Source organism: Shinella sp. M27 (genome assembly GCF_049199905.1).
Classification (GTDB): Bacteria; Pseudomonadota; Alphaproteobacteria; order Rhizobiales; family Rhizobiaceae; genus Shinella.
In genome coordinates this window covers 1-25,427 of the sequence record NZ_JBLZPK010000003.1, presented here as the reverse complement: position 1 = coordinate 25,427, position 25,427 = coordinate 1, and the positions used below count along the sequence as shown (strand labels likewise).

31 protein-coding genes and 1 other RNA gene are annotated in these 25,427 nt (G+C 62.6%); 11 read left to right on the top strand and 21 right to left on the bottom strand.

Features of this window, described 5'->3' with window-relative positions:
- Positions 1–180: 180 nt before the first annotated feature.
- From tolB to ruvC, 11 genes are all read right to left on the bottom strand, one after another.
- Entirely contained in the window at positions 181–1,485 is a 1,305-nt protein-coding gene (gene tolB / locus ACOZK4_RS00555) for a Tol-Pal system beta propeller repeat protein TolB (protein WP_313522047.1), read from the bottom strand.
- 22 nt (positions 1,486–1,507) lie between these two features.
- Entirely contained in the window at positions 1,508–2,620 is a 1,113-nt protein-coding gene (locus ACOZK4_RS00550) for a cell envelope integrity protein TolA (RefSeq protein ID WP_421589876.1), read from the bottom strand.
- 9 nt (positions 2,621–2,629) lie between these two features.
- Positions 2,630–3,082, bottom strand: a complete 453-nt coding sequence (tolR, locus tag ACOZK4_RS00545) for a protein TolR (protein WP_421589875.1) — start codon at positions 3,080–3,082, stop codon at positions 2,630–2,632.
- Between the two features lie 28 nt (positions 3,083–3,110).
- Positions 3,111–3,827 (bottom strand): protein TolQ, encoded by a 717-nt coding sequence (gene tolQ / locus ACOZK4_RS00540; protein ID WP_117370501.1) that lies wholly within the window; start codon positions 3,825–3,827, stop codon positions 3,111–3,113.
- A 337-nt stretch (positions 3,828–4,164) separates the two neighbouring features.
- On the bottom strand, positions 4,165–4,599 hold the full coding sequence (gene ybgC, locus ACOZK4_RS00535) for a tol-pal system-associated acyl-CoA thioesterase (protein WP_421589948.1): 435 nt from the start codon (positions 4,597–4,599) through the stop codon (positions 4,165–4,167).
- 5 nt (positions 4,600–4,604) lie between these two features.
- A complete protein-coding gene (locus ACOZK4_RS00530; RefSeq protein WP_421589874.1) occupies positions 4,605–5,102 on the bottom strand; it encodes an NUDIX hydrolase in 498 nt (165 codons plus the stop codon).
- A 13-nt stretch (positions 5,103–5,115) separates the two neighbouring features.
- The gene (gene ruvB, locus ACOZK4_RS00525) at positions 5,116–6,156 is read right to left on the bottom strand and encodes a Holliday junction branch migration DNA helicase RuvB (RefSeq protein WP_313522037.1); all 1,041 of its coding nucleotides are present in this window, start codon (positions 6,154–6,156) and stop codon (positions 5,116–5,118) included.
- Between the two features lie 40 nt (positions 6,157–6,196).
- Entirely contained in the window at positions 6,197–6,814 is a 618-nt protein-coding gene (gene ruvA / locus ACOZK4_RS00520; protein WP_117370504.1) for a Holliday junction branch migration protein RuvA, read from the bottom strand.
- A gap of 12 nt (positions 6,815–6,826) precedes the next feature.
- A complete protein-coding gene (locus ACOZK4_RS00515) occupies positions 6,827–7,243 on the bottom strand; it encodes a type II toxin-antitoxin system VapC family toxin (RefSeq protein WP_199564185.1) in 417 nt (138 codons plus the stop codon).
- The gene (locus ACOZK4_RS00510) at positions 7,224–7,484 is read right to left on the bottom strand and encodes an AbrB/MazE/SpoVT family DNA-binding domain-containing protein (RefSeq protein WP_421589873.1); all 261 of its coding nucleotides are present in this window, start codon (positions 7,482–7,484) and stop codon (positions 7,224–7,226) included. The genes ACOZK4_RS00515 and ACOZK4_RS00510 overlap by 20 nt, the downstream gene beginning before the upstream one ends.
- 55 nt (positions 7,485–7,539) lie before the next feature.
- Positions 7,540–8,052 carry a crossover junction endodeoxyribonuclease RuvC gene (gene ruvC, locus ACOZK4_RS00505; RefSeq protein ID WP_421589872.1) on the bottom strand — a complete coding sequence of 171 codons (513 nt, stop codon included), beginning with the start codon at positions 8,050–8,052 and terminating at the stop codon, positions 7,540–7,542.
- A gap of 159 nt (positions 8,053–8,211) precedes the next feature.
- On the opposite strand from ruvC, the gene ACOZK4_RS00500 reads away from it, so the two are divergent.
- Positions 8,212–9,213, top strand: a complete 1,002-nt coding sequence (locus ACOZK4_RS00500; RefSeq protein WP_421589871.1) for an LLM class flavin-dependent oxidoreductase — start codon at positions 8,212–8,214, stop codon at positions 9,211–9,213.
- Between the two features lie 60 nt (positions 9,214–9,273).
- Here ACOZK4_RS00500 and ACOZK4_RS00495 read toward each other — a convergent pair whose 3' ends face one another.
- Positions 9,274–10,020 (bottom strand): YebC/PmpR family DNA-binding transcriptional regulator, encoded by a 747-nt coding sequence (locus tag ACOZK4_RS00495; protein WP_313522028.1) that lies wholly within the window; start codon positions 10,018–10,020, stop codon positions 9,274–9,276.
- 144 nt (positions 10,021–10,164) lie between these two features.
- Positions 10,165–10,659, bottom strand: coding sequence for a hypothetical protein (locus tag ACOZK4_RS00490; protein WP_313522026.1), 495 nt, complete (start codon positions 10,657–10,659; stop codon positions 10,165–10,167).
- 167 nt (positions 10,660–10,826) lie between these two features.
- Between ACOZK4_RS00490 and ACOZK4_RS00485 the strand changes: the two genes are divergently transcribed.
- Entirely contained in the window at positions 10,827–11,363 is a 537-nt protein-coding gene (locus ACOZK4_RS00485) for a pyridoxamine 5'-phosphate oxidase family protein (protein WP_313522024.1), read from the top strand.
- 9 nt (positions 11,364–11,372) lie between these two features.
- Here the strand turns inward: ACOZK4_RS00485 and ACOZK4_RS00480 are convergent, their stop codons facing one another.
- Complete coding sequence (locus ACOZK4_RS00480) at positions 11,373–12,197, bottom strand: TIGR00282 family metallophosphoesterase (protein WP_421589870.1); 825 nt, start codon at positions 12,195–12,197, stop codon at positions 11,373–11,375.
- A gap of 9 nt (positions 12,198–12,206) precedes the next feature.
- The gene (locus ACOZK4_RS00475; protein ID WP_421589869.1) at positions 12,207–12,791 is read right to left on the bottom strand and encodes a 5-formyltetrahydrofolate cyclo-ligase; all 585 of its coding nucleotides are present in this window, start codon (positions 12,789–12,791) and stop codon (positions 12,207–12,209) included.
- A gap of 183 nt (positions 12,792–12,974) precedes the next feature.
- Here ACOZK4_RS00475 and ACOZK4_RS00470 point away from each other — a divergent pair, with 183 nt between their 5' ends.
- Positions 12,975–13,196, top strand: a complete 222-nt coding sequence (locus tag ACOZK4_RS00470) for a hypothetical protein (protein WP_421589868.1) — start codon at positions 12,975–12,977, stop codon at positions 13,194–13,196.
- Between the two features lie 6 nt (positions 13,197–13,202).
- Here ACOZK4_RS00470 and ACOZK4_RS00465 read toward each other — a convergent pair whose 3' ends face one another.
- Positions 13,203–14,189 carry a sugar-binding transcriptional regulator gene (locus ACOZK4_RS00465; protein WP_421589867.1) on the bottom strand — a complete coding sequence of 329 codons (987 nt, stop codon included), beginning with the start codon at positions 14,187–14,189 and terminating at the stop codon, positions 13,203–13,205.
- Between the two features lie 291 nt (positions 14,190–14,480).
- Between ACOZK4_RS00465 and tal the strand changes: the two genes are divergently transcribed.
- Both tal and ACOZK4_RS00455 read left to right on the top strand, forming a co-directional pair.
- Positions 14,481–15,443, top strand: coding sequence for a transaldolase (gene tal / locus ACOZK4_RS00460; protein ID WP_421589866.1), 963 nt, complete (start codon positions 14,481–14,483; stop codon positions 15,441–15,443).
- Positions 15,444–15,598: 155 nt separating this feature from the next.
- Positions 15,599–16,000, top strand: a complete 402-nt coding sequence (locus tag ACOZK4_RS00455; RefSeq protein WP_421589865.1) for a hypothetical protein — start codon at positions 15,599–15,601, stop codon at positions 15,998–16,000.
- Positions 16,001–16,176: 176 nt separating this feature from the next.
- Here ACOZK4_RS00455 and ACOZK4_RS00450 read toward each other — a convergent pair whose 3' ends face one another.
- From ACOZK4_RS00450 to ACOZK4_RS00435, 4 genes are all read right to left on the bottom strand, one after another.
- The gene (locus tag ACOZK4_RS00450; RefSeq protein WP_313522010.1) at positions 16,177–16,392 is read right to left on the bottom strand and encodes a hypothetical protein; all 216 of its coding nucleotides are present in this window, start codon (positions 16,390–16,392) and stop codon (positions 16,177–16,179) included.
- A 322-nt stretch (positions 16,393–16,714) separates the two neighbouring features.
- Positions 16,715–16,873: non-coding RNA, 6S RNA (gene ssrS, locus ACOZK4_RS00445), on the bottom strand.
- 50 nt (positions 16,874–16,923) lie between these two features.
- A complete protein-coding gene (locus ACOZK4_RS00440; RefSeq protein WP_421589864.1) occupies positions 16,924–17,295 on the bottom strand; it encodes a cell division protein ZapA in 372 nt (123 codons plus the stop codon).
- 18 nt (positions 17,296–17,313) lie between these two features.
- Positions 17,314–17,586, bottom strand: coding sequence for a DUF4164 domain-containing protein (locus ACOZK4_RS00435; protein ID WP_313522006.1), 273 nt, complete (start codon positions 17,584–17,586; stop codon positions 17,314–17,316).
- Between the two features lie 329 nt (positions 17,587–17,915).
- Between ACOZK4_RS00435 and tkt the strand changes: the two genes are divergently transcribed.
- The 3 genes from tkt to ACOZK4_RS00420 all read left to right on the top strand — a co-directional run bounded on the left by tkt (position 17,916) and on the right by ACOZK4_RS00420 (position 22,348).
- Positions 17,916–19,898, top strand: coding sequence for a transketolase (gene tkt, locus ACOZK4_RS00430; protein ID WP_421589863.1), 1,983 nt, complete (start codon positions 17,916–17,918; stop codon positions 19,896–19,898).
- 71 nt (positions 19,899–19,969) lie between these two features.
- Positions 19,970–20,971 carry a type I glyceraldehyde-3-phosphate dehydrogenase gene (gene gap, locus ACOZK4_RS00425; protein ID WP_244762401.1) on the top strand — a complete coding sequence of 334 codons (1,002 nt, stop codon included), beginning with the start codon at positions 19,970–19,972 and terminating at the stop codon, positions 20,969–20,971.
- 177 nt (positions 20,972–21,148) lie between these two features.
- Positions 21,149–22,348, top strand: a complete 1,200-nt coding sequence (locus tag ACOZK4_RS00420) for a phosphoglycerate kinase (protein WP_313522000.1) — start codon at positions 21,149–21,151, stop codon at positions 22,346–22,348.
- A gap of 377 nt (positions 22,349–22,725) precedes the next feature.
- On the opposite strand, the gene ACOZK4_RS00415 is transcribed toward ACOZK4_RS00420, so the two are convergent.
- Positions 22,726–22,881: a hypothetical protein gene (locus ACOZK4_RS00415; protein ID WP_313521998.1), complete on the bottom strand. Its 156-nt coding sequence runs from the start codon at positions 22,879–22,881 to the stop codon at positions 22,726–22,728.
- Between the two features lie 152 nt (positions 22,882–23,033).
- On the opposite strand from ACOZK4_RS00415, the gene ACOZK4_RS00410 reads away from it, so the two are divergent.
- The 3 genes from ACOZK4_RS00410 to ACOZK4_RS00400 all read left to right on the top strand — a co-directional run bounded on the left by ACOZK4_RS00410 (position 23,034) and on the right by ACOZK4_RS00400 (position 25,398).
- The gene (locus tag ACOZK4_RS00410; RefSeq protein WP_313521996.1) at positions 23,034–24,314 is read left to right on the top strand and encodes an MFS transporter; all 1,281 of its coding nucleotides are present in this window, start codon (positions 23,034–23,036) and stop codon (positions 24,312–24,314) included.
- Complete coding sequence (locus ACOZK4_RS00405) at positions 24,311–24,499, top strand: DUF1192 domain-containing protein (protein ID WP_313521994.1); 189 nt, start codon at positions 24,311–24,313, stop codon at positions 24,497–24,499. The genes ACOZK4_RS00410 and ACOZK4_RS00405 overlap by 4 nt, the downstream gene beginning before the upstream one ends.
- A 380-nt stretch (positions 24,500–24,879) precedes the next feature.
- Positions 24,880–25,398 carry a DUF1465 family protein gene (locus ACOZK4_RS00400; RefSeq protein WP_313521992.1) on the top strand — a complete coding sequence of 173 codons (519 nt, stop codon included), beginning with the start codon at positions 24,880–24,882 and terminating at the stop codon, positions 25,396–25,398.
- Positions 25,399–25,427 lie beyond the last annotated feature (29 nt).

The window sequence follows — 25,427 nt, the reverse complement described above, 5'->3', positions numbered from 1 at the left end:
TGCTTGTAAGACCGTCCCCGGCCCCTCGCATTCTCTTTTCCTCACCCACCCCGCCACGATTTCATGTCGCGCCTGCGCGATGGACGTCATGCGAAAACGGGTCTGCCGCGTCTCGCCGTGAAGCCTGATTTACAGGACTTTGCGGCAAGAACGCGGCAGACCCGCCGTATATGTGACATGCTATTCCAGAAGCGGCGACCAGGCCGGGTCGGAGGCGAAGCCCTTCGTCTGCACCGGCTGCTCGTTGTAGCCGGAAAGGTCGATCGAATAGATCTGCGGACCGCCGGCACCCGCACCCTGGCGGAAGAACATCAGCACGCGGCCGTTCGGCGCCCAGGTCGGGCCTTCATTGTGAAAGCCCGAGGTCAGGATGCGTTCGCCCGAGCCGTCCGTCTTCATCACGCCGATCGAGAACTTGCCGCCCGACTGCTTGGTGAAGGCGATGAGGTCGCCGCGCGGAGACCAGACCGGCGTGGAATAGGAACCATCGCCGAAGGAGATGCGGCGCTGGCCGGAGCCGTCCGCACCCATCACATAGAGCTGCGGCTTGCCGCCACGGTCGCTCTCGAAGACGATCTGCGAACCATCAGGCGAGTAGGACGGCGACGTGTCGATGGCCGCCGTCGAGGTGAGACGGGTCGTGGTGCGCGAGCGCAGGTCCATCGTGTAAATGTTGGAATTGCCTTCCTGCTGCAGGCTCATGATGACCTTCTGACCATCCGGCGAGAAACGCGGCGAGAAGGTCATGCCCGGAAAGTTGCCGACCACTTCGCGCTGTCCGGTCTCCAGCTGGAGCAGATAGACGCGCGGCTGGTTGCCCTCGAAGGACATATAGGTGATTTCCTGGCGGTTCGGCGAGAAGCGCGGCGTGAGCACCAGCTCGTTGGAGTTGGTCAACGCGCGGGCGTTGAAGCCATCCTGGTCCATGATGGCGAGCTGACGCTTGCGGGCCGTCTTCGGGCCGCTTTCGGCGACATAGACGATGCGGGTATCGAAGTAGCCCTTTTCACCGGTCAGGCGCTCATAGATGGCATCGGCGATGATATGGGCCACGCGGCGCCAGTTTTCCGGCTGCGTGTAGAATTGCTGACCCGTCAGCTGCTGGCCGGCAAAGGTGTCCCAGAGGCGGAATTCGGCGCGCAGGCGGCCGTCGCCTTCCTGCGTCACGCGACCAGTGACAAGAGCCTGCGCGTTGATGACCTTCCAGTCCTCGAAACGCGGCGCCTGATCGGGATTGGAGATCTTCTCGATGAAGGCCTGCTTGTTGACGGGCGCGAAAAGGCCGGACCGCTTCAAGTCTGCCGCAACCACATCGCTGATGCGCTGGCCGAGGTCACCGCTGGCGATGAAGTCCGTCACCGCGATCGGCAACGGTTCGACATTACCCTTGTTGATGTTGATTTCCACGACCGCCCAGGCCTGCGGCAGGAAAGCCGCGAGGCCGGTCAGAACGACCAGCATACGGAGGAGAGTGCGTCTGAACATCTTTTCTAGGCCTTCCTAGTTCTTACATCATCTGGCTGGGGTCGAAGTTCACGACAACTTCGCTCCAGGCGTCATATTTTTCAGGCGGCAGCCCCTTGAAGGGCCGCGATTTCATGATGGCGCGGCGGGCGCCACCGGCAAGCGCACGGCGGGCGGATTCCGAACCGCCCGTCGCGGTCACTTCCGGCTCGCCGATAATGTCGCCGTTCTGATCGAGCTGCATCGTCACCTTGATGCGCACGTCGGACGCGTCGGCCATGCCGGGAATGATCGACCAGTTGTTCTGGATCTGGCCGCGCAGCGCGTCCATCTCGCTCATCGAAAGCTTGGCGCCCGTCGACGGTTTTTTGACACCGAGTGCAGCCTCTTGCTTCGAACTCTTGGCGCCGCCACCGGCTGCCTTTTCCTTGTTGAGAAGTGCCGAAATCTCGTCCGAGTTGAATTCGGTTTCGTTCGTCGAGCTTGCTTTTTCCTGCTTCTTCTTCTCGTCTTTCTTACGGTCGGGCGTCTTGGCAGTCTCGGCCTTAGCCGTCTCCACCTTCTTCTCGGCCGGCTTTTCCGCGGTCTCGGTCTTTTTGGTCTCGAGCTTCGGCTTCATCTCCGGAAGCGGGATCTTGTCCGGCAGCGCTTCGGCTTCCGGATCGACCGTCGGCTTCTCTTCGGATGGTGTCGCCTCGGGCTTCGGATCCGGCTTGACGTCCTGCTTCTTCTCGGCAACTGCTGCGACTTCTGTCGTGGGTTCACTCGCAGGCTGTTCCTGCTTTACGTCCTCAACAGGCTTGGTATCCGGCGTCTGCACGGCCTTCTCGGCCTTTTCCGGCGCAGCGGCCGTCTCGATGTCGCGCGGCTTTTCCTCCGGCGTCGGCAGATTCTTCAAGTCGACTTTGTTGTCACCGGCATTTTCCGCATTCTCGACGGATGTTTCCCTCTTGGTCGGAATGGGTGCAGCCTTTTCCTTCAGCTCGGCCGTCTTCTCGCCCTGCTGAAGTTCGGTCAGCTCCTCGATCGACACGATATCGACCGGCAGCGCCTCGACATCGGCGACGTCGAAACTTTCGGGACTGCCGAGTGCAACCAGCGCCCAGGTCAGAACCAGGGCGTGAAGCACGGCGGATGTGGCAAGGCTGCCCTTCATGGCGTGCGATTACCTGTCCGGTTTCTGCTCGGTGACGAGACCGATATTGGTGAAGCCACCGGCCTGGATGCGCGACATGACGTCGGCGATGATGCCGTAAGGCGCATTGCCGTCGCCGCGCACGAAGATGCGCTCGGTATAGCCGGTCGTCGCCACGGCTTGCAGCTTGGCAGCCACTTCCTCGATCGGGATGGCGGTTTCCTGCAGGAAGACCTGGCCGTCGGCCTTGACCGAGACGGTGATCGGCTGGGTATCGGCGTTCAGCGCCTTGGCCTGCGTCTTCGGCAGGTCGAGCGGCACGCCGACGGTCATCAGCGGGGCCGCGACCATGAAGATGATGAGCAGCACGAGCATGACGTCGACCATCGGCGTCACGTTGATCTCGCTGATCGGGGCCTTCTTGCCGCCCCCGCGGCGGCGGCGCCCGCCGCCCGAATTCTTTGCACCGACTGACATGCCCATTGGCGTCGTCTCCGTCTGTTCTAGCCGATCACTGCGCCGCGGCGCGCGGCTGCAGCTTCTCGTCGATCTGGCGCGAGAGGATGGCGGAGAATTCGTCCGCGAAACCTTCCATGCGCGCCGTCAGCTTGCCGGCATCGGCGGAGAACTTGTTGTAGGCGATAACCGCCGGAATTGCGGCGACGAGGCCGATTGCGGTGGCGAGAAGCGCCTCGGCGATACCCGGCGCCACGACCGCAAGGCTGGTCTGCTTGGAGCCGGCGATCGCCTGGAACGACGTCATGATACCGACGACGGTACCGAAGAGACCGACGAAGGGCGCGGCCGAGCCGATGGTGGCAAGCGACCCGAGGCGCGCTTCCAGCGTTTCGGATTCGCGCGACAGCGTCACGTCCATCGCCCGGTCGATACGCATCTGCAGGCCGATCGGCGAGCGCGCGCCGCGCTCGAAACTCTTCTTCCATTCGCGCATCGCCGCCACGAAGATGGCGCTCATGCCCGAGGTCTGGCGGTCGGAGAGCGTGCGGTAAAGCTCCTCCAGCGACTGGCCCGACCAGAAGACCTGCTCGAAGCTGTCGAGCTGGCGACGCGCCTTGCCGTAGCTCACCGCCTTGTCGACGACGATGGCCCAGGTCCAGACGGACGCGGCAAGAAGGCCGAGCATGACCAGCTTCACGATGAATCCGGCCTGCATGAAGAGACCCCAGAGGGAAACATTCGCAGCCGCTTCCAAACCCACTTGTTCCATAGACCTATGTCCCCGAATCCAAACACCCGGCACGGGCGCTAACGGCTCGAACCGGGTCACATTCACGCCGTGCGGTCTCCTGGGAGGTCGAGCCGCATCGGCATTCACAGAACGAACGTCGCTCGTGGAGTTTTGCCCCATCCGCTTCGCATATCCGTCAAGAATGTCCGGTTGATGCCGCCGGCTGCCATGCCGGTCAAACGCTTACAACCTGCCTTCTTCACGGCAATTTTGGTTAAAGGATGACGTGCAGTGCACAAAATCCTCACGAACCGAGTAAGACATCATTATGGTTAAGGGAGTGTTACCGCGAAGGCGCGCCGGACACGTCTTGCGCCTAGGCAAGAAACCGCTCGGCCAATCCTTCCGGCAGACGGCGCGGCCGGCCGGCGGAATTGATGACCGCGATGATGACGCGGGCGGCGATCAGCAATTGCTCGCCCCGGCGGATTTCCTGGCTGAGGATCATCTTCGCCCCGCCCGCCTTCTCGGTGGCAGTCTGAATGGTCAGGATATCGTCCATGCGCGCAGGCGCCTTGAAGTCGATCTCCATGCGGTGCACGACGAAGACCAGCCCCTCGCGGTCCTCTTCCAGAACGAGGCTGCCCTGCTCCACGCCGAGCAGGCGCAGATAGTCCGTCCGGCCACGCTCGAGGAAATGCAGGTAGCGGGCATGATAGACGACGCCGGAAAAATCCGTGTCCTCGTAATAGACCCGCTGCACGAGCCGGTGGCCGGCTTCAGTCAACTCGCCGGAGAGGAGATGGGGCAGATCGGTCAAGGGAGAGCTTCCTTCGGCAGGCCTTCACGGACGATGAGATGTTCGCCCACGGCCGGGAGGGTTTCGATGCGGTCCGCGATGAACTGCGGCTTCAGGAGATGCCCGGCAAGTGCCGCGGGCGTCGCCCGCAGCCAGCGGAACTCCACTTCGACACCGTCTTCGACCCGGTGAACGACATCTGTTTCGTGGAACGGGAACGGCTCTTCCAGCGAAAGCAGATAGTAGAAGCCGAGTTCGTGCGCGGCATACCCCTCATAGCTGAAGAAGTTCTCGACCGTCCACAAAAGCCGCTCGATGCGCACCGGCCGATCCAGCTCCTCACGCATTTCGCGCAGAACCGTTTCTTCCGAGCTTTCGCCGATTTCCGCCCGCCCGCCCGGCAGCGCCCAGTAGTCGTCCTTCGCGCCGCGCTGGGCGAGCACGTAACCGTCGCGGAAGATCAGGCCCGCCACGCGAAAGCTGAAGAGCTGCGGCTTGCGGTCGATCCGGATCATATGCCGGCCCGGCTCACTCATCCTCGAGGCTCAGGCGGAACTGCGTCGCTTCCAAATCCTTCGGCGGCGTCAGCCCCATATGCTTCCAGGCATTCACCGTCAGCACGCGGCCGCGCGGCGTGCGCTGAATGAAGCCCTGCTGGATCATATAGGGCTCGATAATGTCCTCGATCGCATCGCGCGGCTCGGACAGGCCCGCCGCGATCGTCTCGATGCCGACGGGGCCGCCACCGAAATTGTGTGCGATCATCGAGAGATAGCGCCGGTCGAGCTGGTCTAGGCCCATATTGTCGACGAGCAGCCGCGTCAGCGCCTCGTCGGCGATCTTCTGCGTCACCGCTTCGGCCCGCGCCACTTCGGCGAAATCCCGCACCCGGCGCAGAAGCCGTCCCGCGATACGCGGCGTACCGCGCGCGCGCCGCGCAATCTCGCGCGCACCTTCATCCGTCATGCCTAGCCCCATCAGCCGCGCGCCGCGGCGCACGATCGATTCCAGCTCCTCGACGGTGTAGAAATTCAGCCGCACCGGAATGCCGAAACGGTCGCGCAGCGGCGTGGTGAGCAGGCCGAGACGGGTGGTGGCGGCGACGAGCGTGAACTTCGACAGGTCGATCTTCACCGAACGCGCGGCAGGGCCTTCGCCGATGATCAGGTCGAGCTGGAAATCCTCCATGGCCGGATAGAGGATTTCCTCGACGGCCGGATTGAGGCGATGGATTTCGTCGATGAAGAGCACGTCGCGCTCTTCGAGATTGGTGAGCAGCGCCGCGAGATCGCCGGCCTTGGCGATAACAGGGCCCGAGGTCGAGCGGAAATTGACGCCGAGTTCCTTGGCCATGATCTGGGCGAGCGTCGTCTTGCCGAGACCGGGCGGGCCGACGAAGAGCACATGGTCGAGCGCTTCACCGCGGTTCTTCGCCGCCTCGATGAAGATCTTGAGGTTGGCGCGGGCTTCCGCCTGGCCGGTGAAATCGTCCAGCGTCTGCGGCCGCAGCGCTGTATCGATGTCCTCGCCGCGCTTTTCCGGCGCAAGCAGTCTGTTCTCGTCGCTCATCGCGCCCTAATCCCATTCCCGGCCCAGGAAGGCAACTGCCTCACCGCGACAATTCCTTGAGGCCGAGGCGGATGAGCTTGGCGCTGTCAGCCCCCTCCCCGCCGTTCTTCAGCGCCGCCGCGATGGCATTGGCCGCCTGATCGCGCGAATAGCCGAGATTGGTCAGCGCCGAGACGGCATCGGAAACCGGTGCGGAGGCCACGCCTTCGCCAAGCTCCTGCTTGAGCCCGATGGATGCAGCCGCCTCACCCGCAAAGGCCGGCGCCTTGTTGCGCAGTTCCGTCATGATGCGCACGGCGACCTTGGGCCCGACACCAGGCGCCCGCGACACCGCCGTCTTGTCCTGCAACGCGATGGCATTGGCCAGTTCCCCCGGCGTCAGCGTCGAGAGCACGGCGAGCGCCACCTTGGAGCCGACGCCCTGCACGCTCTGCAACAGCCGGAACCATTCCCGCTCCAGCGCCGTCAGGAAGCCGAACAGGCGGAACTGGTCCTCGCGCACATAGGTCTCGATGAACAGCACCGCCGCCTCGCCGGCCGAGCCGAGCTTGCCGAGCGTGCGCGCCGAACAATGGGCGACATAGCCGACCCCATGCACATCCAGCACCACATGGTCGTCGCCGATCTCGTCGATGGTGCCTTTGAGTTTGCCGATCATGATGGGTGTCCGTCAGGGATGGGTTTCGGGAGAGATGATGTCGAGAGCGGGGAAATAGCTGCGATAACGGGCAGCATCGCGGGTAAGGAGGCGATGGGAGCGCGCTGCGGCATGCGCGCCGACGAGGAAGTCCGGAAGTGTCCGCTCGCGCAGCCCGCCTGCCCGCCGATAGGCGTAATGCGCCTTGCCGGCGGCAAAAGCCGCTTCATAGGACAAAGCCTCGCGCCGCATGCGCAGCCAGCCGAAAGCCAGATTCAGCTCGAGTTCACTAAGCGGCGACGTCGCAAGCTCGGACCAGACGATGGAATTGAGGACCAATTCTCCCTCTTCCAGGCACCGCTTAAGTGCAGCGAAGGACCAGGCCCGCTGCGGCCGATCCGGCCCCAGCATGTCGATCAGCACATTCGTATCAACGAGGGTCGAGGTCATCACGCGGCCCTCGCAGCCATTCGAAATATTCGTCCGGCGTCATGCCATCGAGATTCCACGTTCCCTTGACGCTCGCCGCCCAGGCCTCGAAATCGTCGAAATCCGCCTTGCCGTCACCGACCTTGACCAGCATCACGCCCTCGTCGGAAACGACGAAATCGACCTCCGAGCCCGGCTCGATACCAAGCCGGTCCCGAATGGATTTGGGAATCGTCACCTGACCTTTTTCCGTCACACGCATGGTAATACCTCTGCGGTATTACTTATCGCCGCGACCGGAACAAGTCAAGAACAAATCAGCCAGCGAGCTTGGCGAGGCGGCCGGAGAGGCCCTGGCGGTTGTGGGCGTGGCAGATGGCGATGGCGAGCGCATCGGCAGCGTCGTTGCCCACGAAGGTCGCCTTCGGCATCAGCACCTTCAGCATCATGTGGATCTGCTGCTTCTCGCCGTGACCGACACCGATGACCGCCTTCTTGACGGCATTCGGCGCATATTCGGCCACACGCAGGCCGGCGCGGGCGGGTACCAGCATGGCGATGCCGCGGGCCTGGCCGAGCTTCAGCGTTGCGGTCGCATCCTTGTTGACGAAGGTCTGCTCGACCGCCGCTTCCTGTGGTTGATAGCCGTGCACGATATCGGCAAGACCGTCATGCAACTGGCAGAGCCGCGAGGCGAGATCCATGTCGCCATCAGAGGTCACGGTGCCCGAGGCGACGAAGCGCAACGAATTGCCGAGCGTCTCGATGATGCCCCAGCCGGTGCGGCGAAGCCCCGGGTCGATGCCGATGATGCGAATCGTTTCCTGCATGCAAAAATCCTAGCCCCGTCCAGCCGACCCTGCCAGCGAAATGTGAACAAAACAAAAACATCGACAGCGACGCGAGAAAACCCGTTGCGGCTTTCTTGGATTTCACAAAACTGAACCTACATGGGAGGACGATCAAATTACCTTACAGAGGCCGCTCCCATGGTGCCCTTCTCCATTCTCGACCTATCCCCGGTCATCGAAGGCGGCACCGTCGCCCAGTCGCTGGCCAATTCCCGCCGCCTCGCGCAGGAAGCGGAAGCTTTTGGCTACAAGCGCTTCTGGCTTGCCGAGCATCACGGCATGCGCGGCATCGCCAGTGCCGCCACGTCCCTCGTCATCCAGCATGTCGCTGATGGCACGGAAAAAATCCGCGTCGGCTCCGGCGGCATCATGTTGCCGAACCATTCACCGCTGGTCATCGCCGAGCAGTTCGGCACGCTGGCAGCGCTCTTCCCCGATCGCATCGATCTCGGCCTCGGCCGCGCGCCAGGCACCGACATGCGCACCGCCCAGGCGCTGCGCCGCAATCTCGACAGCGGCGCCGAAAACTTCCCGCAGGATGTCATCGAGCTGATGCAGCTGATGGGGCCGCCGAGCCCGCAGCAGAAGGTGCTCGCCGTTCCCGGAGCCAACAGCAACGTGCCGGTCTGGCTGCTCGGCTCCAGCCATTATTCGGCACATCTGGCCGGCATGCTCGGTCTGCCCTTCGCCTTCGCCTCGCATTTCGCGCCTGATATGCTGCTCTCGGCGCTGGAAATCTACCGCGAGCGCTTCACCCCCTCGCACTATCTCGACAGGCCGCATGCCATGGTCGGCGTGATGGGGGCAGCCGCCGATACGGATGCGGAGGCGAACCACATCTTCACCTCCATGCAGCAATCCTTCGTGCGCCTGCGCCGCGGCACGCCGGATGCCTTCCCGCCGCCGGTCGATGACATGAGTGCCTTCTGGAACGAGCAGGAGCGCATCATGGTCGAACATACGCTGCAATATGCCGTGGTCGGCGGGCCGCAGACGATCCGGACCCGCATCGCCGATTTCCTCGACCTCACCAAGGCCGACGAACTGATCGTCTCCATGCCGATCTACGACATGGAGGCCCGGTTGAAATCCGTGCGGCTCTTTGCCGAAGCGCAGCAGAGCCTCTCGCTCGCCGCATGAACGAAAAAGGCCGGGCGCCCACGGGACGTCCGGCCTTTTCAATTCAGGTGATCCGATCGATCAGGCCGAAAGCTTGGCCATCACTTCGTCGGAGACTTCGAAGTTCGCATAGACGTTCTGCACGTCGTCGTCGTCCTCAAGCGTGTCGATGAGCTTCATCAGCGATTGGGCCTTTTCCTCATCGACCGGCACAGTGTTCTGTGCCTTCCAGATCGCCTTGACGGTCTCAGCTTCACCGAGCTTGTCTTCCAGCGCCTTGGAGACCTCGCCGATATCCTCGAAGCCGCAGATGATCGTGTGGCCGTCCTCATCCGTCGTCACGTCTTCAGCGCCGGCATCGATGGCGGCTTCCATGACGGCATCGGCGGAGCCGACCGACAGCTTGTAGGTGATCTCGCCGACGCGGTCGAAGGAGAAGGACACCGAACCGGTTTCACCGAGCGCGCCGCCAGCCTTGGAGAAGGTCGAGCGGACGGAGGACGCGGTGCGGTTGCGGTTGTCGGTCAGCGCCTCGACGATGACCGCGACGCCGCCGGGACCATAGCCCTCGTAGCGGATTTCTTCGTAGTTCTCGCCATCGACGCCGGAGGCCTTCTTGACGGCACGCTCGATATTGTCCTTCGGCATGGACTGCGCCTTGGCGTTCTGGATCGCCAGACGCAGGCGGGCATTCATGGCCGGGTCGGGCAGACCGGTCTTGGCCGCAACCGTGATTTCACGAGCGAGCTTGGAGAACATTTTCGACCGCACGGAATCCTGTTTTCCCTTGCGGTGCATGATATTCTTGAACTGTGAATGGCCAGCCATGGCACCCCTGTCTCGTTTTTGGCGCTCCGCGTCGGGTCGCCGTTCAGTTCATGGGACATGCCGAGCGCGGGAACGCGCCAGCTTGCTGCCCCGATTTTTGGAATGCCGCCTTATAATTTCATTGTCGCGCGGCGTCCAGCGGCTTCAATCGGCGCGAATGCGGGCACGACTGAGCAGGAAGGAATGGCCGTCGTCGCGCTCGCAGGTCAGCCCCGTCCGTTCCGAATGGCAGGTGAAGGGCCCCGCCGACCAGGTCTCGCCATAATCGACGGTCCGGTCACCGCCGCAGCAGCCCTGATCGCCGACATCGGACAGGATCACCGCCTTGCCGCTGCGCCCAAGCGTCGCGCGCACATATTTCGGCTCCATGCGGTCACACGAAAGCTCCGGCCCGCCATCAGCGGGCTCATACACATCGGTCCCGCCTTCCGGGATGTAGATGCAGGCAATGTTGCCCGAGGGCATGACAAAGGTTTGTGCGACGCCAAGTGAGCGGACAGGTGCCTTTTCGACGGGCTGCGTTTCCTTCTGGCTCGGCTTTCCCTTATCGGCTCCGGGACCGCTGGGCGTCGGCGCGCTTGCCGCAAAGGCGGCGGTGGATGAAAGCAGGACGGCGCAGGCGGCAAGGGGAAAACGCATCGGGAACTCCGGATCAGGCACTGCCGACAATAGAAACCGCCGACCACTTCGGCAAGAGAGGCGGCCTGCCGCCCCAGCGATCACGATCGGTTGAGCGCTTTCGCTGGAACCTTGTTTGCGCCCTCACGTTCCCCGTCCATCAACTCCAACGCTTGAGAGGAATAGCCATGTCCAATCTCACCCGTGCCCGTGAAAATCCCAAGGAACAGCTTTTCGACGAGATCGACCGCATTCACGCCGGCATGCTGGGCGTCGAAGGCAGCCATATGCACATGCAGCCGATGGCGCCGCAACTCGACCGGCAGACCGCGACCATCTGGTTCTTCACCAAGACGGATGCCGATATCGTCGATGCCTGCGTGCCGGGCGCCCGCGCGCATTTTTGCGTCGTCGGCAAGGATCACGATTACCATGCCTGCATCGCCGGCCGGATCATGGTGCGCAAGGATCCCGCAAAGGTCGATGAATACTGGAGCTCGGTCGTCGAGGCGTGGTTCGACCACGGCAAGGACGATCCGCGGCTGACCATGCTGGCGCTGGAGATCGAGGACGTCGAAATCTGGGCCTCGACCGGCAGCAAGCTGAAATTCGGCTGGGAGATCGCCAAGGCGAACTTCAACCCCGAGGAAGAGCCGGATGTCGGCGTGAAGACGCATCTCAATCTGAGCGGCGGTTCCGCCGATCACCTGCGCCACATGGTCTGAGCAGAAAAGCTAGCGCCAGAACTCCGGCAAAGCCTCGGCCAGACGCGGGCCGAGCCGGAGCGGCGCGACCTTTTCGGCAAGCCCCGTGCGGTCGGAAATCTCGACCGCCAGGCCGCAGATCGTCGCCGGACCGGAGGCCGCCTCGAAGCGGCTTTTCGGCATTTTCGAGATGAAACGGTTGAGCGGCTCTTCCTTGTCCATGCCGAGCGAGGAATCGTAGTCGCCGCACATGCCGGCATCCGACATATAGGCGGTGCCGCCGTTCAGAATCTGGCAATCGGCCGTCGGCACATGGGTGTGCGTGCCGACGACGACGCTGGCGCGGCCATCGACGAAATGGCCGAAACATTGCTTTTCGCTCGTCGCCTCGGCGTGGAAATCGAAGATCACGGCATCGGCCTGCTCGCCAAGCGGGCAGGAGGCGAGGATCGCCTCGCCCGCGTTAAAGGGATCGTCCAGCTCCGGATGCATGAAAACGCGGCCCATGATGTTGGCGACGAGCACGCGCGCGCCGTTGCGGGCGATGAAGAGATTGGCGCCGCGGCCGGGGGTGCCAGCAGGGTAATTGGCGGGGCGCAGGAACTGGTCGTGCCGGCCGGCGAAGCCGACGGCTTCCTTCTGGTCCCAGACATGGTTGCCCGTCGTCACGACATCCGCGCCGGCATTGATCGTCTGGAGAAAGATATCCTCGGTAATGCCAAAACCGCCGGCTGCGTTCTCCCCGTTGACGACGACGAAATCCAGCTTGAAATCGCCGATCAGCCCCGGCAGGCGCTCCCAGACGGCGGTCCGCCCGGTCTTGCCCACCATGTCGCCCAGAAAAAGAAACCGCATCTGACTGCCTTACGAAACCGGTTGGAACAAACGGAAGCCGCTCTCGGTGAGGATCGCGTCCAGCGCGACGTCATGCGGCTCCGCGGGTACTGATGCCACTTCCTGGCAGTCGAAGGCAATGCCGATGAGTTTCGGCGTGCGACCTTTCGCCTTCAGGCGGTCAATGGCGCGGTCGTAGTGCCCGGCGCCATAACCGATGCGATGCCCTGCCCGATCGAAGGCCGAAAGCGGCACGAGCAGGATATCCGGTTCGAGCACGGCGGCCTCGTCCCCCGGTCCCGTCGTGCCGAACCCCGTCTTGACCACCGGCGCCCCGACGACGAGTTCGCGGAAGATGATGGTCTCGCGATCAAGCACCACCGGCAGGCAGAGCCGTGCACCGCGCGTGCGCAAATGCGCCATCAGCGGACGGATGTCGGCCTCCGAGCGGATCGGCCAGAAGCCCGAGATGACCGTGCCGGGATCGAATTCCAGCCGGTCACCGGCATGCTCCACCATGGCAAGACTGCCCTCGATGCGCGCCTGCGGCGTCATCGCGTCGCGCAGCGCCAGCCGCTCGTTGCGAATCGCCGCCTTCTCTACCCTCGATGTCACTGTCGTCTCCGGCCTGTTTTGCGTGCCTTACCGCTAGCAGGCGCGGAAGGCAAATTCCCTTCCTTTTGCGACACCGTGGACCTGACCCAAAACGGCACAAAGAGGCGAAAAACCGCCGACTCCCGTTAAGCATTGAAACAGCTTGCGCTTTGCGGCGGCGGACCGAGCCCCTAAGCGGGGCGCATGCCCTCGGACAATGATCTTTCCCGCCTGCCGGAACTGACCGAAATCGAAAGACGGTGCCTTTCCCTTGCCGCCCATGGCAGGACACCGGCCGAGATCGTGCTCGAAACCGACCTGACGATGCCGCGCGTGGCGGAGGCGATGCGTAGCGCCATCGACAAGCTCGAAGCCCGCAACGTGACCGGCGCCATCACCCGCGCCATCCGTCTCGATCTGCTTTGAAAAACATCAAGCAGCGGCTGAGGCTTCCGCCAGCTGCAGCATTGCCAATGCAGCCCCCTCATCGGTGATCAGCGTGTTGCAGCCGATGCGCCGGATGGTGGCGCGAATGGCCGGCGCCCGATGCGCGCCGCCGGAGACGAGCACGATATGGCGCGCCTTCTTCACTGTATCGAGATCGATCGACATGACGCGATGGCGGATCGGGTGGTCGATCGTGTGTCCCTCCGCATCGAGGAAATTGCACATCGTATCGCAGACGCAGCCCGCCGCGATCAGCTCCTCCAGCTCGTGCCGGGCGATGAAATCACGCGACAGGGAGCTGGCGCGCGGGCCGATATCGCCGCAGCTGACGACGGCGATATCCATGTTTTCCGCGAGGTCGAACAGGGTCCTGAGGCCGCATTTTTCGATGAGGCTGCGCTTGGTCTCGCGGGAGTCGACGAGCAGCGGCGCGAGGAAGAGATAACATTCCGCCCCGAGCTGGCTCGCCAGCCGCCAGGTATATTCGATCGGGTTGATATGGTGCGCCTCGACCACGCCGCCGAGCAGCGAGACCACCTTGACCCGCTCGCGCCGCGCCGGGCGAAAGCTGGCAAGCGAGGCCGTGAGCGTACGCCCCCAGCCAACCCCGACGGTGCAATCGTCCGGAATGGCTTCCGTCAGGAACTGGCCGAGCGCCAGGCCGACGCCCTTGGCCGTCGCCTCCGCGCTATCGGCCGCCGGCACCACCACGGCCTCGTCCAGCCCGTAGGCCTTTTCCAGCCGCACGGCGAGCTCGACGCAATCGCCGACGCCTTCATTGATCCAGATCTGTACCTCCGAGCGCTTCAGCGCTTCGTCGAGCATGCGGATGACGGTGGTGCGGCTGACGCCGATCTTCTCCGCCACATCCTTCTGGGTAAGGCCCTGATTGTAATAGAGCCAGGCGGCGCGAAGCCGCAAAGCCGCCGATTCCGAATAGGCCGTATGGGTGTCACGCCGGAGTCTGGCCACGTCGCCTCCATCTGTCTGCAATCGTTCTGGCACGCAGCTTAGCACAGCAAACGAGAAATGCGACATATGTTCACAAGATTACGCAAAAGTACTTGACTTTTATCCCCGGAAGCGATGATAGTCCGCCTCGGATCAACTGGCGGAATTCCGCCGGAAGATTGGGTGTGCCAGCCCATACGGCGATTGAAACAGGAAGCACGGTCGCCGGGTGGGCTTTCACAGGGAACATGGAGGAGGGCCTGGCGTTTCCAACGGAAAACGGCCCCGCAACAACCATTCGGGATTTCGGATATGACGTCCAAGCTTGAACAACTTCGCGCGATGACGACCGTCGTGGCTGACACCGGCGATATCGAAGCCGTGCGCCGCCTGAAGCCGGTCGATTGCACCACCAACCCCACGATCGTGCTCAAGGCACTCGGCACGCCGATGTTTGCCGACACGGTGGCGGAAGCCGTCCGCTGGGGCCAGTCGCAGGGCGGAAACCACGATGGCGTCGTCTCGGCCGTTGCCGACCGCCTCGCCATCTCCGTCGGTGCAGCGCTCTCCGAACTCGTGCCCGGCCGCGTCTCGACGGAAGTCGACGCCGACCTGTCCTTCGACACCGAGGCCTCCGTCGCCAAAGGCCGCGAGATCATCAAGGCCTATGAAGCCCGCGGCATCACCCGTGACCGCATCCTCATAAAGCTCGCCTCGACCTGGGAAGGCATCCGCGCCGCGGAAGTCCTCCAGAAGGACGGCATCGACTGCAACCTGACGCTGCTCTTCAACAAGGCCCAGGCCATCGCCTGCGCCGATGCCGGCGCCTTCCTCATTTCGCCCTTCGTCGGCCGCATCCTCGACTGGCACGTCAAGGCATCGGGCAAGACCTTCACGGCGGAAGACGATCCGGGCGTGCTGTCGGTCCGCGCGATCTACGACTACTACAAGTCCAACGGCATCAACACGATCGTCATGGGCGCCTCCTTCCGCAACACCGGCGAAATCGAAGCGCTGGCCGGCTGCGACCGCCTGACGATCAGCCCCGCTTTGCTGGAAGAGCTCGACGCCGCCACCGGCACGCTGGAGCGCAAGCTCTCGCCGGAAAAAGCCGCCAAGGTCTCACCGATCAAGATCGACGAAAAGACCTTCCGCTGGATGCTCAACGAAGACGCCATGGCCACCGAAAAGCTTTCCGAAGGCATCCGCGCCTTCGCCAAGGACCTCGGAAGCCTGCGCGCCATGATCGACAAGGAACTGAAGGCCGCCGCCTAAGGCTTGCCGACAGTCCTGGAAATACGAAGGCCGCCCCCGGGGCGGCCTTTCTTTTTGCCCGCTTAACCATGCAAGGCCAAACCCTGCGGAGGGACTCGCGAAGCGGGATTTGCACGCCTAAATTACACCGTAACCAAGTGGTGAAGGATTCCGGCATGCGGCATTTTCTGGCAGCAATGATTTTGTTTTGCACGGCAAGCCTCGCCACGCCAGCCGCCGCCGAAGACACATTCCATGGCGAATGGCAGCAGATCGCCTCGAATGCCGGAGAATGCCAAAGCTGCCGCATTACCATCCGCCAGACCGGCGCGTCCCTGCAGATCATCGCAAACAACGACTGGACCGCCATCGCCGAAACCGGAGGAGAAAAAACTGCCGGTGGTGCAGGCTTCTGGAAGCGGGGAACGCGAAAGACCTATTCCGGCAAGAGCTTCGACATCAAGCTTCGCCGCAATGATGCGGACGAACTGATCATGCTGATGCGCATCAAACCGATCCGCGGCGAGAGCCGCACCATCAAGGGCGCGTTCCAGCGCATCGAACAACTCAAAATTTGAGAAGAAGGGTTCGATCCCTGGAAACCAATACACGCTCTTTCTGCTAAGAACTCTTGGATATCGCGCGGGGAGTAGCATGCGGTGCCGCAATGCCCGGAAATCGAGATGCCCGGGAGCTTCAAAAAAGGACCCGGCTCCTTGCGAAACCGAGTCCCTTTGCTTCCGCCCCCGGATGGCTACCTTCTGCGGCTATAGTGTGCTCGCGCAGAGCACTCCACGATCTTGCGGAACCGCTCGGATGTGATCGCGCTAATTGAATATGTGTCGATCAGATAGCGCGCGAATGACGACCGCGCTTCCTCGGTCTGGTCGAACCAGTCTTGCGCGACGATGTTGTCGTATACGGCTTTGACAGCTGTCAGTTCTTCAGGCTGAAAGGAATTGGAGTGCATGAAAGCCTCCTTCGCCATCGGCAAAACACAGCGCTATTTGTGGATTTGATGGAGCGCATAGAATGCTGCCGATCCCTGTATAATACGCTTGGATGGAGCCGGCGCTATTAACTAAGACGTATGGTGGCGCCAATACGCGTTGACGCGCACTTGCCGGCGTATTCATCGCCCACCTGATAGCCGCACGGCATCGTCTAAACGAAGATCGGAAAAGAGCCGGTCAACTTCAACAATAATCGCGGGAGGGCGGCGACTGGGTCAATTTGTACACCGGTGCCAACGGCCACCATTCAGTCGAAATCATTGAAATAGCAGAGGGAAAGTGCGATCCACGGCGACCGATGGAGATTTACGATCCTGGGTGCCTACAAACGTAGGTGGGCGCCATATGTCCAAGCCCACGGGCCTGGCCAGGGACAGCTCCCTTTGGATCGAGTATGGCCCCAGGGATTGTGGTTCCTGTCGGGAAGCGCAGACCGCAACTTACATATAGGATGAAAGCAGGTCTTTCGCCAGTGGCAATCGTCAGCTTCAGTTGGCGGGTGGCTTGCCATTCAGTTTCGCGGCCATGCCCTGGATTTGGCTGGTCAGATCGCCGAGCGCCTGGGCGATCGCCTCCTCGCTGCGCGAAACCTCGCCCATCACGCCTTCGCGGCCCTTGCGCAGGTCTTCGGCTTCCTTTTCGAGCTTGCCGAGCCGGCGCTTTACGTCGTTCAGTTCGTCCATCACCATGATGCCGGCCATGACGGTCAGGCGCAGGTCGCCGATCTCGCCGAACTGGCTTTTCAGGTGGCCGACATATTGATCGAAGCCGGCGGCAAGCTCTTCGAGATGCGCTTCCTGGCCTTCCTCGCACGCCATGCGATAGGCCTTGCCGTCGATCTGTACCGTTACCTGTGCCATGCGGATTCTTTCTGATGATTAGCGGTCGAGCACGGCCCGGATCGTTTCCATGGCCGTGACGAGACGGCGGGAGACCTCGCGATTGACCTCCTCCAGCCTGTTGGCGCGGAATTCGGATTGGTCGAGCTCCTGGGCGAGCCGCGAGCGGTCGGTGTTGATACGCCGCACTTCGCCCTCCACGTCGCCGCGATCACGCTCGCGCTCGAAGCGCATGTCGAGCGCATTGTCCAGACTGCTGAGCGCCTTGCGAAGCTCCTCGATTGCCGTCCGAACTGTTTCCCCGTTGGTCATAAAGCCTTCACCGGCACTCTCAAAAAACGCGAATCGCCGCCGCCAGCGCCGGTTCTCTCGCTTTGACAGTATTCAACTGCGGGCATAAGCGTCAACAGCACGACCGGCAACGCCGGAAACCCGCTGTGGATCAGCCGTTCGGCGGGTTGCAAAGAATGGCTGCGACAGCTTTTCGCAAAGGCCGAAAAAGGTGGCGGAAACGGCCCTCAAATGCCGGAAAAACCGCCGAATTCGTTGACTCCGACGGTGCACCTGCTATGTGTCACCCGCTTCCTAACCGATGCTCAGAAAGGTGTCGGGCCCAACACTCCGAAGAAGACGGAACAGTCATGATCTCTCGCGAAAAACACGACCGGATGGCGAACGCAATTCGCTTCCTTTCCATGGATGCCGTGGAAAAGGCGAACTCGGGTCACCCCGGCCTGCCCATGGGCGCAGCAGATATCGCAACGGTTCTTTTCACCCGCTTCCTGTCCTTCGATCCGAAGACCCCGTCCTGGCCGAACCGTGACCGTTTCGTGCTGTCGGCCGGTCACGGCTCGATGCTGCTCTACTCGCTGCTCTATCTGACGGGCTACGAAGACATCACGATCGACGAGATTAAGAATTTCCGCCAGCTTGGCGCCAAGACGGCCGGTCACCCGGAATATGGCCACGCCGCTGGCATCGAGACGACCACCGGTCCGCTCGGCCAGGGCATTGCCAATGCCGTCGGCATGGCGCTCGCCGAGCGCAAGCTGCGCGACGAGTTCGGTTCCGACCTCATGGAGCACTACACCTACGCGCTTGTCGGTGACGGCTGCCTCATGGAAGGCATCAGCCAGGAAGCCATCTCGCTTGCCGGCCACCTGAAGCTCAACAAGCTGATCGTCTTCTGGGACGACAACAACATTTCGATCGATGGCCCGATCTCGATTGCCGACTCGACCGACCAGCATGCCCGCTTCCGCGCCAGCCAGTGGCACACCATCGCCATCGACGGCCATGATCCGGACGCGATCGCCGCTGCCATCGAGGAAGCCCAGAAGTCCGACAAGCCGACCATGATCGCCTGCAAAACGACGATCGGTTTCGGCGCCCCGAACAAGGCCGGCACGCACAAGGTGCACGGTTCGCCGCTCGGCGCGGAAGAAATCGCCGCCACCCGCAAGGCGCTGAACTGGGAATCGGAAGCCTTCGTCGTGCCCTCCGACGTGCTCGACGCCTGGCGCCTGGCCGGCCTTCGCTCCGCCAAGGCTCACAAGGAATGGGACGCCCGCCTCGAGAAGACGGATGCCGAGAAGAAGGCTCAGTTCGTCCGCCGCTTTGCCGGCGATCTCGAAAGCAGCCTCGACTCGGCCATCTCGGCCTACAAGAAGAAGCTCGCCGAAACCAAGCCGAACCCGGCCACCCGCAAGGCCTCGGAAGATGCCCTTGAGGTCATCAACGGCGTTCTCCTGGAAACGCTCGGCGGCTCGGCCGACCTAACCGGCTCGAACAACACCAAGACGAGCCAGACCAAGTCGATCACCCCGACCGACTTCTCCGGCCGCTACGTCCACTACGGCGTGCGCGAGCACGGCATGGCAGCCGCCATGAACGGCATCGCACTTCATGGCGGCCTGATCCCCTATTCCGGTGGCTTCCTGATCTTCTCGGACTATTGCCGCCCGTCGATCCGCCTTGCCGCGCTGATGGGCATCCGCGTCATCCACGTCCTGACGCACGATTCCATCGGCCTCGGCGAAGACGGCCCGACGCACCAGCCCGTCGAGCACATGGCAGCACTCCGCGCCATTCCGAACCTGCTCGTCTTCCGCCCGGCCGACGCCACGGAAACGGCAGAAGTCTGGCAGCTGGCGCTCGAAAGCCACAACCGCCCGTCCGCCATCGCGCTGACCCGCCAGAACCTGATGCCGGTTCGCCTGGAATATGAGGAAGAGAACCTTTGCGCCCGCGGTGCTTATGACCTCGTATCGGCCAGCGATGCGCAAGTGACGATCTTCGCTTCCGGCTCGGAAATCGAAATTGCCGTGAAGGCCCAGCAGGCCCTGTCGGCCAAGGGCATCTCGACCCGCGTCGTCTCCGTGCCCTGCGTCGAGCTCTTCGCCGAGCAACCGGAAGCCTACCAGAAGGCGGTCATCGGCAATTCGCCGGTCAAGATCGCCGTCGAAGCCGGCATCCGCCAGGGCTGGGATCACTTCATCGGCTCGGACGGCATCTTCATCGGCATGTCCTCCTTCGGCGCCTCGGGTCCCTACAAGGAGCTCTACAAGCACTTCGGCATCACGCCGGAAGCTGTCGTCGCCGCGGCGGAAGCCAAGCTCGCCTGATTGCCTGTCGGGCGCGGCCTCCCGCCGCGCCCTGACGTCGCCAAGAGATTATCCATAGGGAGAGACCCCACATGACTGTGAAAGTTGCCATCAACGGTTTTGGCCGCATCGGCCGTAACGTGCTCCGCGCCATCGTCGAATCCGGCCGCACCGACATCGAAGTCGTCGCCGTCAACGACCTCGGCCCGGTCGAGACCAACGCGCACCTCGTTCGCTACGATTCCGTCCACGGCAAATTCCCGGGCACCGTCACCGTTTCCGGCGACACCATCGACGTCGGCCGCGGCCCGATCCGCGTCACTGCGATCCGCGACCCGAAGGAACTGCCCTGGGGCGACGTCGACATCGCGCTGGAATGCACCGGCCTGTTCACGACGAAGGAAAAGGCCGGCGCGCATCTCGCCAACGGCTCCAAGCGCGTCATCGTCTCCGCACCGTGCGACAATGCCGACAAGACGATCGTCTACGGCGTCAACCACAACACGCTGACCAAGGACGACCGAGTCATCTCGAACGCATCCTGCACGACGAACTGCCTGGCGCCCGTCGCCTACATTCTCGACAAGGCCTTCGGCATCGAGAAGGGCTACATGACGACGATCCACTCCTACACGGGTGATCAGCCGACCCTCGACACGATGCACAAGGACCTCTACCGCGCCCGCGCGGCAGCGCTCTCCATGATCCCGACCTCGACGGGTGCTGCCAAGGCCGTCGGCCTCGTGCTGCCGCAGCTCAAGGGCAAGCTCGACGGTTCGGCCATCCGCGTGCCGACCCCGAACGTCTCGGTCGTCGACCTGAAGTTCGTACCGTCGCGCAACGTAACGGCTGAAGAAGTCAACGCTGCCATCAAGGAAGCCGCCGAAGGCGAACTGAAGGGCATCCTCGACTACGTCACCGGCCCGCTGGTTTCGATCGACTTCAACCACGACAGCAACTCGTCGAACTTCGCTGCCGACCAGACCAAGGTTCTCGACGGCAACCTCGTTCGCATCCTGTCCTGGTACGACAACGAATGGGGCTTCTCGAACCGCATGTCCGACACGGCCGTTGCCTTCGGCAAGCTGATCTAAGCAGAAACACGAAACACCCGGACAGCGATGTCCGGGTGTTTTTTCTTGACCAGACGACACATTAGAGCATTTGCGCTTTTCTTCGAATCGCGAAAACGCTTTACCTCTTTGTTTTTCCGCAATTCCGGACGCAAAACCGCTGCGCACTTTTGCTGGAATTGCTCTAGGAGCCGTGCCATGACCTTCAAGACCCTCGACAATCTCACCGACATCGCCGGCAAGCGCGTGCTCGTCCGCGTCGATCTCAACGTGCCCGTCAAGGACGGCAAGGTCACCGATGCGACCCGCATCGAGCGCGTCGCCCCCACCATCCAAGAACTGTCCAGGAAGGGCGCCAAGGTCATCCTGCTCGCCCATTTCGGCCGTCCGAAGGGTGAAGTCGTCGCCGACATGTCGCTGGAGCAGATTCTGCCGGCGGTCAACGACGTGCTCGGCACCACCGTAAACTTCGCCTCCGACTGCATCGGCGAGACGGCAGCCTCCGCTATCGCAGCCCTCGACAATGGCGGTATCCTGCTTCTCGAAAACACCCGCTTCCACAAAGGCGAAGAGAAGAACAACCCTGATTTCACCGCAGCGCTTGCCGCCAATGGCGACATCTATGTCAACGACGCGTTCTCGGCCGCGCACCGCGCGCATGCCTCGACCGAGGGCCTCGCGCATCTCCTGCCCGCCTATGCCGGCCGCACCATGCAGGCGGAACTCGAAGCGCTTGAAAAAGGCCTCGGCAATCCGAACCGCCCGGTCGTCGCCATCGTCGGCGGCGCGAAGGTCTCCACCAAGATCGATCTGCTGATGAACCTCGTGAAGAAGGTCGACGCGCTTGTCATCGGCGGCGGCATGGCAAACACCTTCCTCGCCGCCCGCGGCACCAATGTCGGCAAGTCGCTCTGCGAGCACGACCTCGCCGAGACCGCCAAGCAGATCATGATCGAGGCCGCCACGGCGACCTGCGCCATCGTTCTGCCGGAAGACGGCGTCGTCGCCCGCGAGTTCAAGGCCAATGCCGAAAACGAAGTGGTCGATGTCAACGCCATTCCGGCCGACGCCATGATGCTCGACGTCGGCCCGAAGACCATCGAGGCCGTGAATGCCTGGATTTCGCGCGCTTCGACGCTCGTCTGGAACGGCCCGCTCGGCGCCTTCGAAATCGCCCCCTTCGACACCGCGACGGTCGCTGCCGCCAAGCATGCGGCCGAACAGACCAAAGCCGGCAAGCTCGTCTCCGTCGCCGGTGGCGGCGATACGGTCGCCGCCCTCAACCATGCCGGTGTGGCCAACGATTTCACCTATGTCTCGACCGCCGGCGGCGCGTTCCTGGAATGGATGGAAGGCAAGCCGCTGCCGGGCGTCGATATCCTGCATCAGCAGAAATAACGACGGGGTCTTGCGCTTGGCGTGGGATCGCCTACATTCTGTGTAACGTCAACGAACAGAAAGGAAGGTGATCCAATGTCTAATGAGATTTCGGTCTTGGCTTCGGGCATGGGAATTGTGGTGAACGAAACGAGGCAGCCCTCGTTCTGATCCCGCCTTCCTTCGGGTCCTAAGACCCGGGTCCGCACCGGACCAAACCTCATGGGGGCCACCTTCGGGTGGCCCTTTTGCGTTTCGGAGCGCGGTGAGTACCCGTCCCCTCCTCCGTCATCCTCGGGCTTGACCCGAGGATCCACAGCCGCAAGCGAGGACGTACCGTGTGGATGGATGCTCGGGTCAAGCCCGAGCATGACGGAGGAGAGGTTGTTGTTCCTCCCCTACGGCCGGATGAGCACCGTCAGCATCATCAGCACAATCGCGCCGACCGCGATCTTCCAGAAATCCGCACGCCGCCGCAGCCCCGGCAGACCGATGGGGCGGATGATATGCAGCAGCATGGCGGCAAGCAGCAAAGCGGGGAGGATTTTCGACATGACGGCCCTTCTTCGCCCTTCCTGTCACACCCGGGACATTTTTCCAAGCGATCAGCGCAGGGGTTGAAAATCCTGCACCATGTCGCCTTTGCATCTGGCAATCGGCGCGCGGCGCGTTATTCCTATTGCATCGGCGAACCTGCGGAAATCACATGCGCAATAACCTCATATCCGTCTTCGCGCTGCTCATGGGCACGCTGTTCCTGTTCCTCGGGAATGGCCTGCATGGCCTGCTGCTTCCCATGCGCGGCGCCTTCGAAGGCTATGAGACGACGATGCTCGGCCTGCTCGGCACCTCCTGGGCTTCCGGCTTCGTGCTCGGCTGCCTCCTGGCGCCCACCATCGTCAAGCGCATCGGCCATGTGCGCGCCTTCTCGGGCTTCGCCTCGCTCATCGCCATCATCGCGCTTCTGACCGGCATCCTCGTCGATCCGTTCTGGTGGATCGCATTGCGCGCCATTACGGGCTTCTCGATCGCCGGCACCTCGATGATCATCGAAAGCTGGCTGAACGAGCGCGCCACCAACGAGAGCCGCGGCCTGATCTTCTCGCTCTACATCGCCATCACGCTGATCGGCACGGTCGGCGGCCAGATGACGGTGGCGCTCGGCGACGTGACGACGCCAATCCTCTTCATGTTCGCCGGCATCCTCTATTGCTTCGCCATGCTGCCGACGACACTCTCCACCGCCGCCTCGCCGCAGCCGCTGAAGCAGGTGCGGCTCGATATCCCCGCCCTCTTCCGCACCTCGCCGATCGCCTGCGTCGGCATCGTACTGATCGGCCTTGCCAACGGCGCCTTCGGCACGCTCGGCGCCGTCTTTGGCGCACAGGTCGGGCTTCCCTCCGGCATGATCGCCACCATGATGAGCGTGGCGATCTTCGCCGGCGCCGTCATGCAGCTGCCGGCCGGCCGCATGTCCGACCGTATCGACCGGCGCATCGTGCTGGCGACGCTTTCGGCCATCGCCGCCGCCGCCGGCCTCGCGCTCTTCGTCTTCCAGCCGGCCAATGTCACCGTGCTGCTCGTGCTGACCGCCCTTTACGGTGCCATGGCGAACGCGCTCTATCCCATCGCCGTTTCCCACGCCAACGACTTCGCCAGCCCCGAGGACTTCGTCAAGGTTTCCGGCGGCCTGCTGCTGCTCTACGGCATCGGCACGATCATCGGCCCGACGGTCGGCGGCCCGGTCATGTCGGCGATAGGTCCCTATGCCCTGTTCTTCGTCACCTGCTGCGCGCATATCCTGATCACCGCCTACGCCATCTTCCGCAGCCAGCGCCGCAAGGCAAAGCCCGCCGAGATGCGCGACGCCTATACAACCATCAATCCCGGCACGCTGACGACGCCGGAAAGCCTTCAGCTTTCGCCGCGCGCCCTGCCCCAGACCCAGGCAGCCGCCGACGAGCAACAAGAGGGTGAGACCGCATGAGCCTCTTCGACGACGACCGCCCGGTGAAGAAGACCGCGCATGAGATCGGCAGCGATCTCTCGCTCTTGTCCGTCGACGAGCTTTCCGCGCGAATCGACCTTCTGAAAGAAGAAATCGCCCGTCTCGAATCAGAGAAGGCGAAAAAGGGCGCCAGCCGCTCGGCGGCCGAAAGCCTGTTCCGCTAGACACGAGCCTTGCCGCAGCCATGCCGAAAAAGCACAGGAAGCGGCAAAACAACAATAGAGTTAACCGGCCATTAAGCCTTACACGTTATTACTAGCACATCCGGTTCTTCCGGGTTCAGACATTTTCTCCCTTCGGGGTATCGGTCTGATTTTTCTCCCTGTTTTACCTTGAGAGCCGCTTTCCGCGGCTCTTTTTTTATTTGCGCGACCACGCGCCTGTGCACTGTCCCGAAAGAATTGTGGAGATTAACCCTTTCTTAAGAATGCCCTTGCGCGAATTAGGTTATGGGATCATCCTCAAGACATCAAAAAGGCGGCTCGGAACCGAATGAGCCAACCTTCCGTTACCTGCAAGTCGTGCGTTCAACAGGGATGAAACCATGTCCGAAAGAGGATTGAATACCGTCAGCTTTGCTGGCCACGTTGCGTCGTCGGCGCAATTCAAGTCCCTGTACGCGGAGGGCATGGGTCTCGTCGAGGAAACCGCAAGCTATCTCGACGGCGTCGGCCGCCAGGCCTCCAAGGTCCTGCCGCGCATGGCCTCGGTGCTTTATGCAGCAGAATCGATGCGCCTCACCACCCGCCTGATGCAGATGGCGTCATGGCTGCTGCTCCAGCGAGCTGTCAACAATGGCGAGATGAACCGCGACCAGGTGCTGTCGGAAAAGAACAAGGTCCGCCTCGATAGCTTCAACGTCGACAAGACCGCGCCGGGCTGGAATGATCTGCCGGAAGCCTTCCGCGACCTCATCGAGCGCTCGCTGCGCCTGCAGAACCGCATCGCCCTGCTCGACCGCGAAATCTACCGCCCGCAGGACGCCCAGACCTTCGCGCCGGACAATCAGAACAGCGTGCAGGCCCAGATCAACCTGTTGCAGACCGCTTTCGGCAACAACTGAACGGCCCGCACGGCACGACGACATAGCCC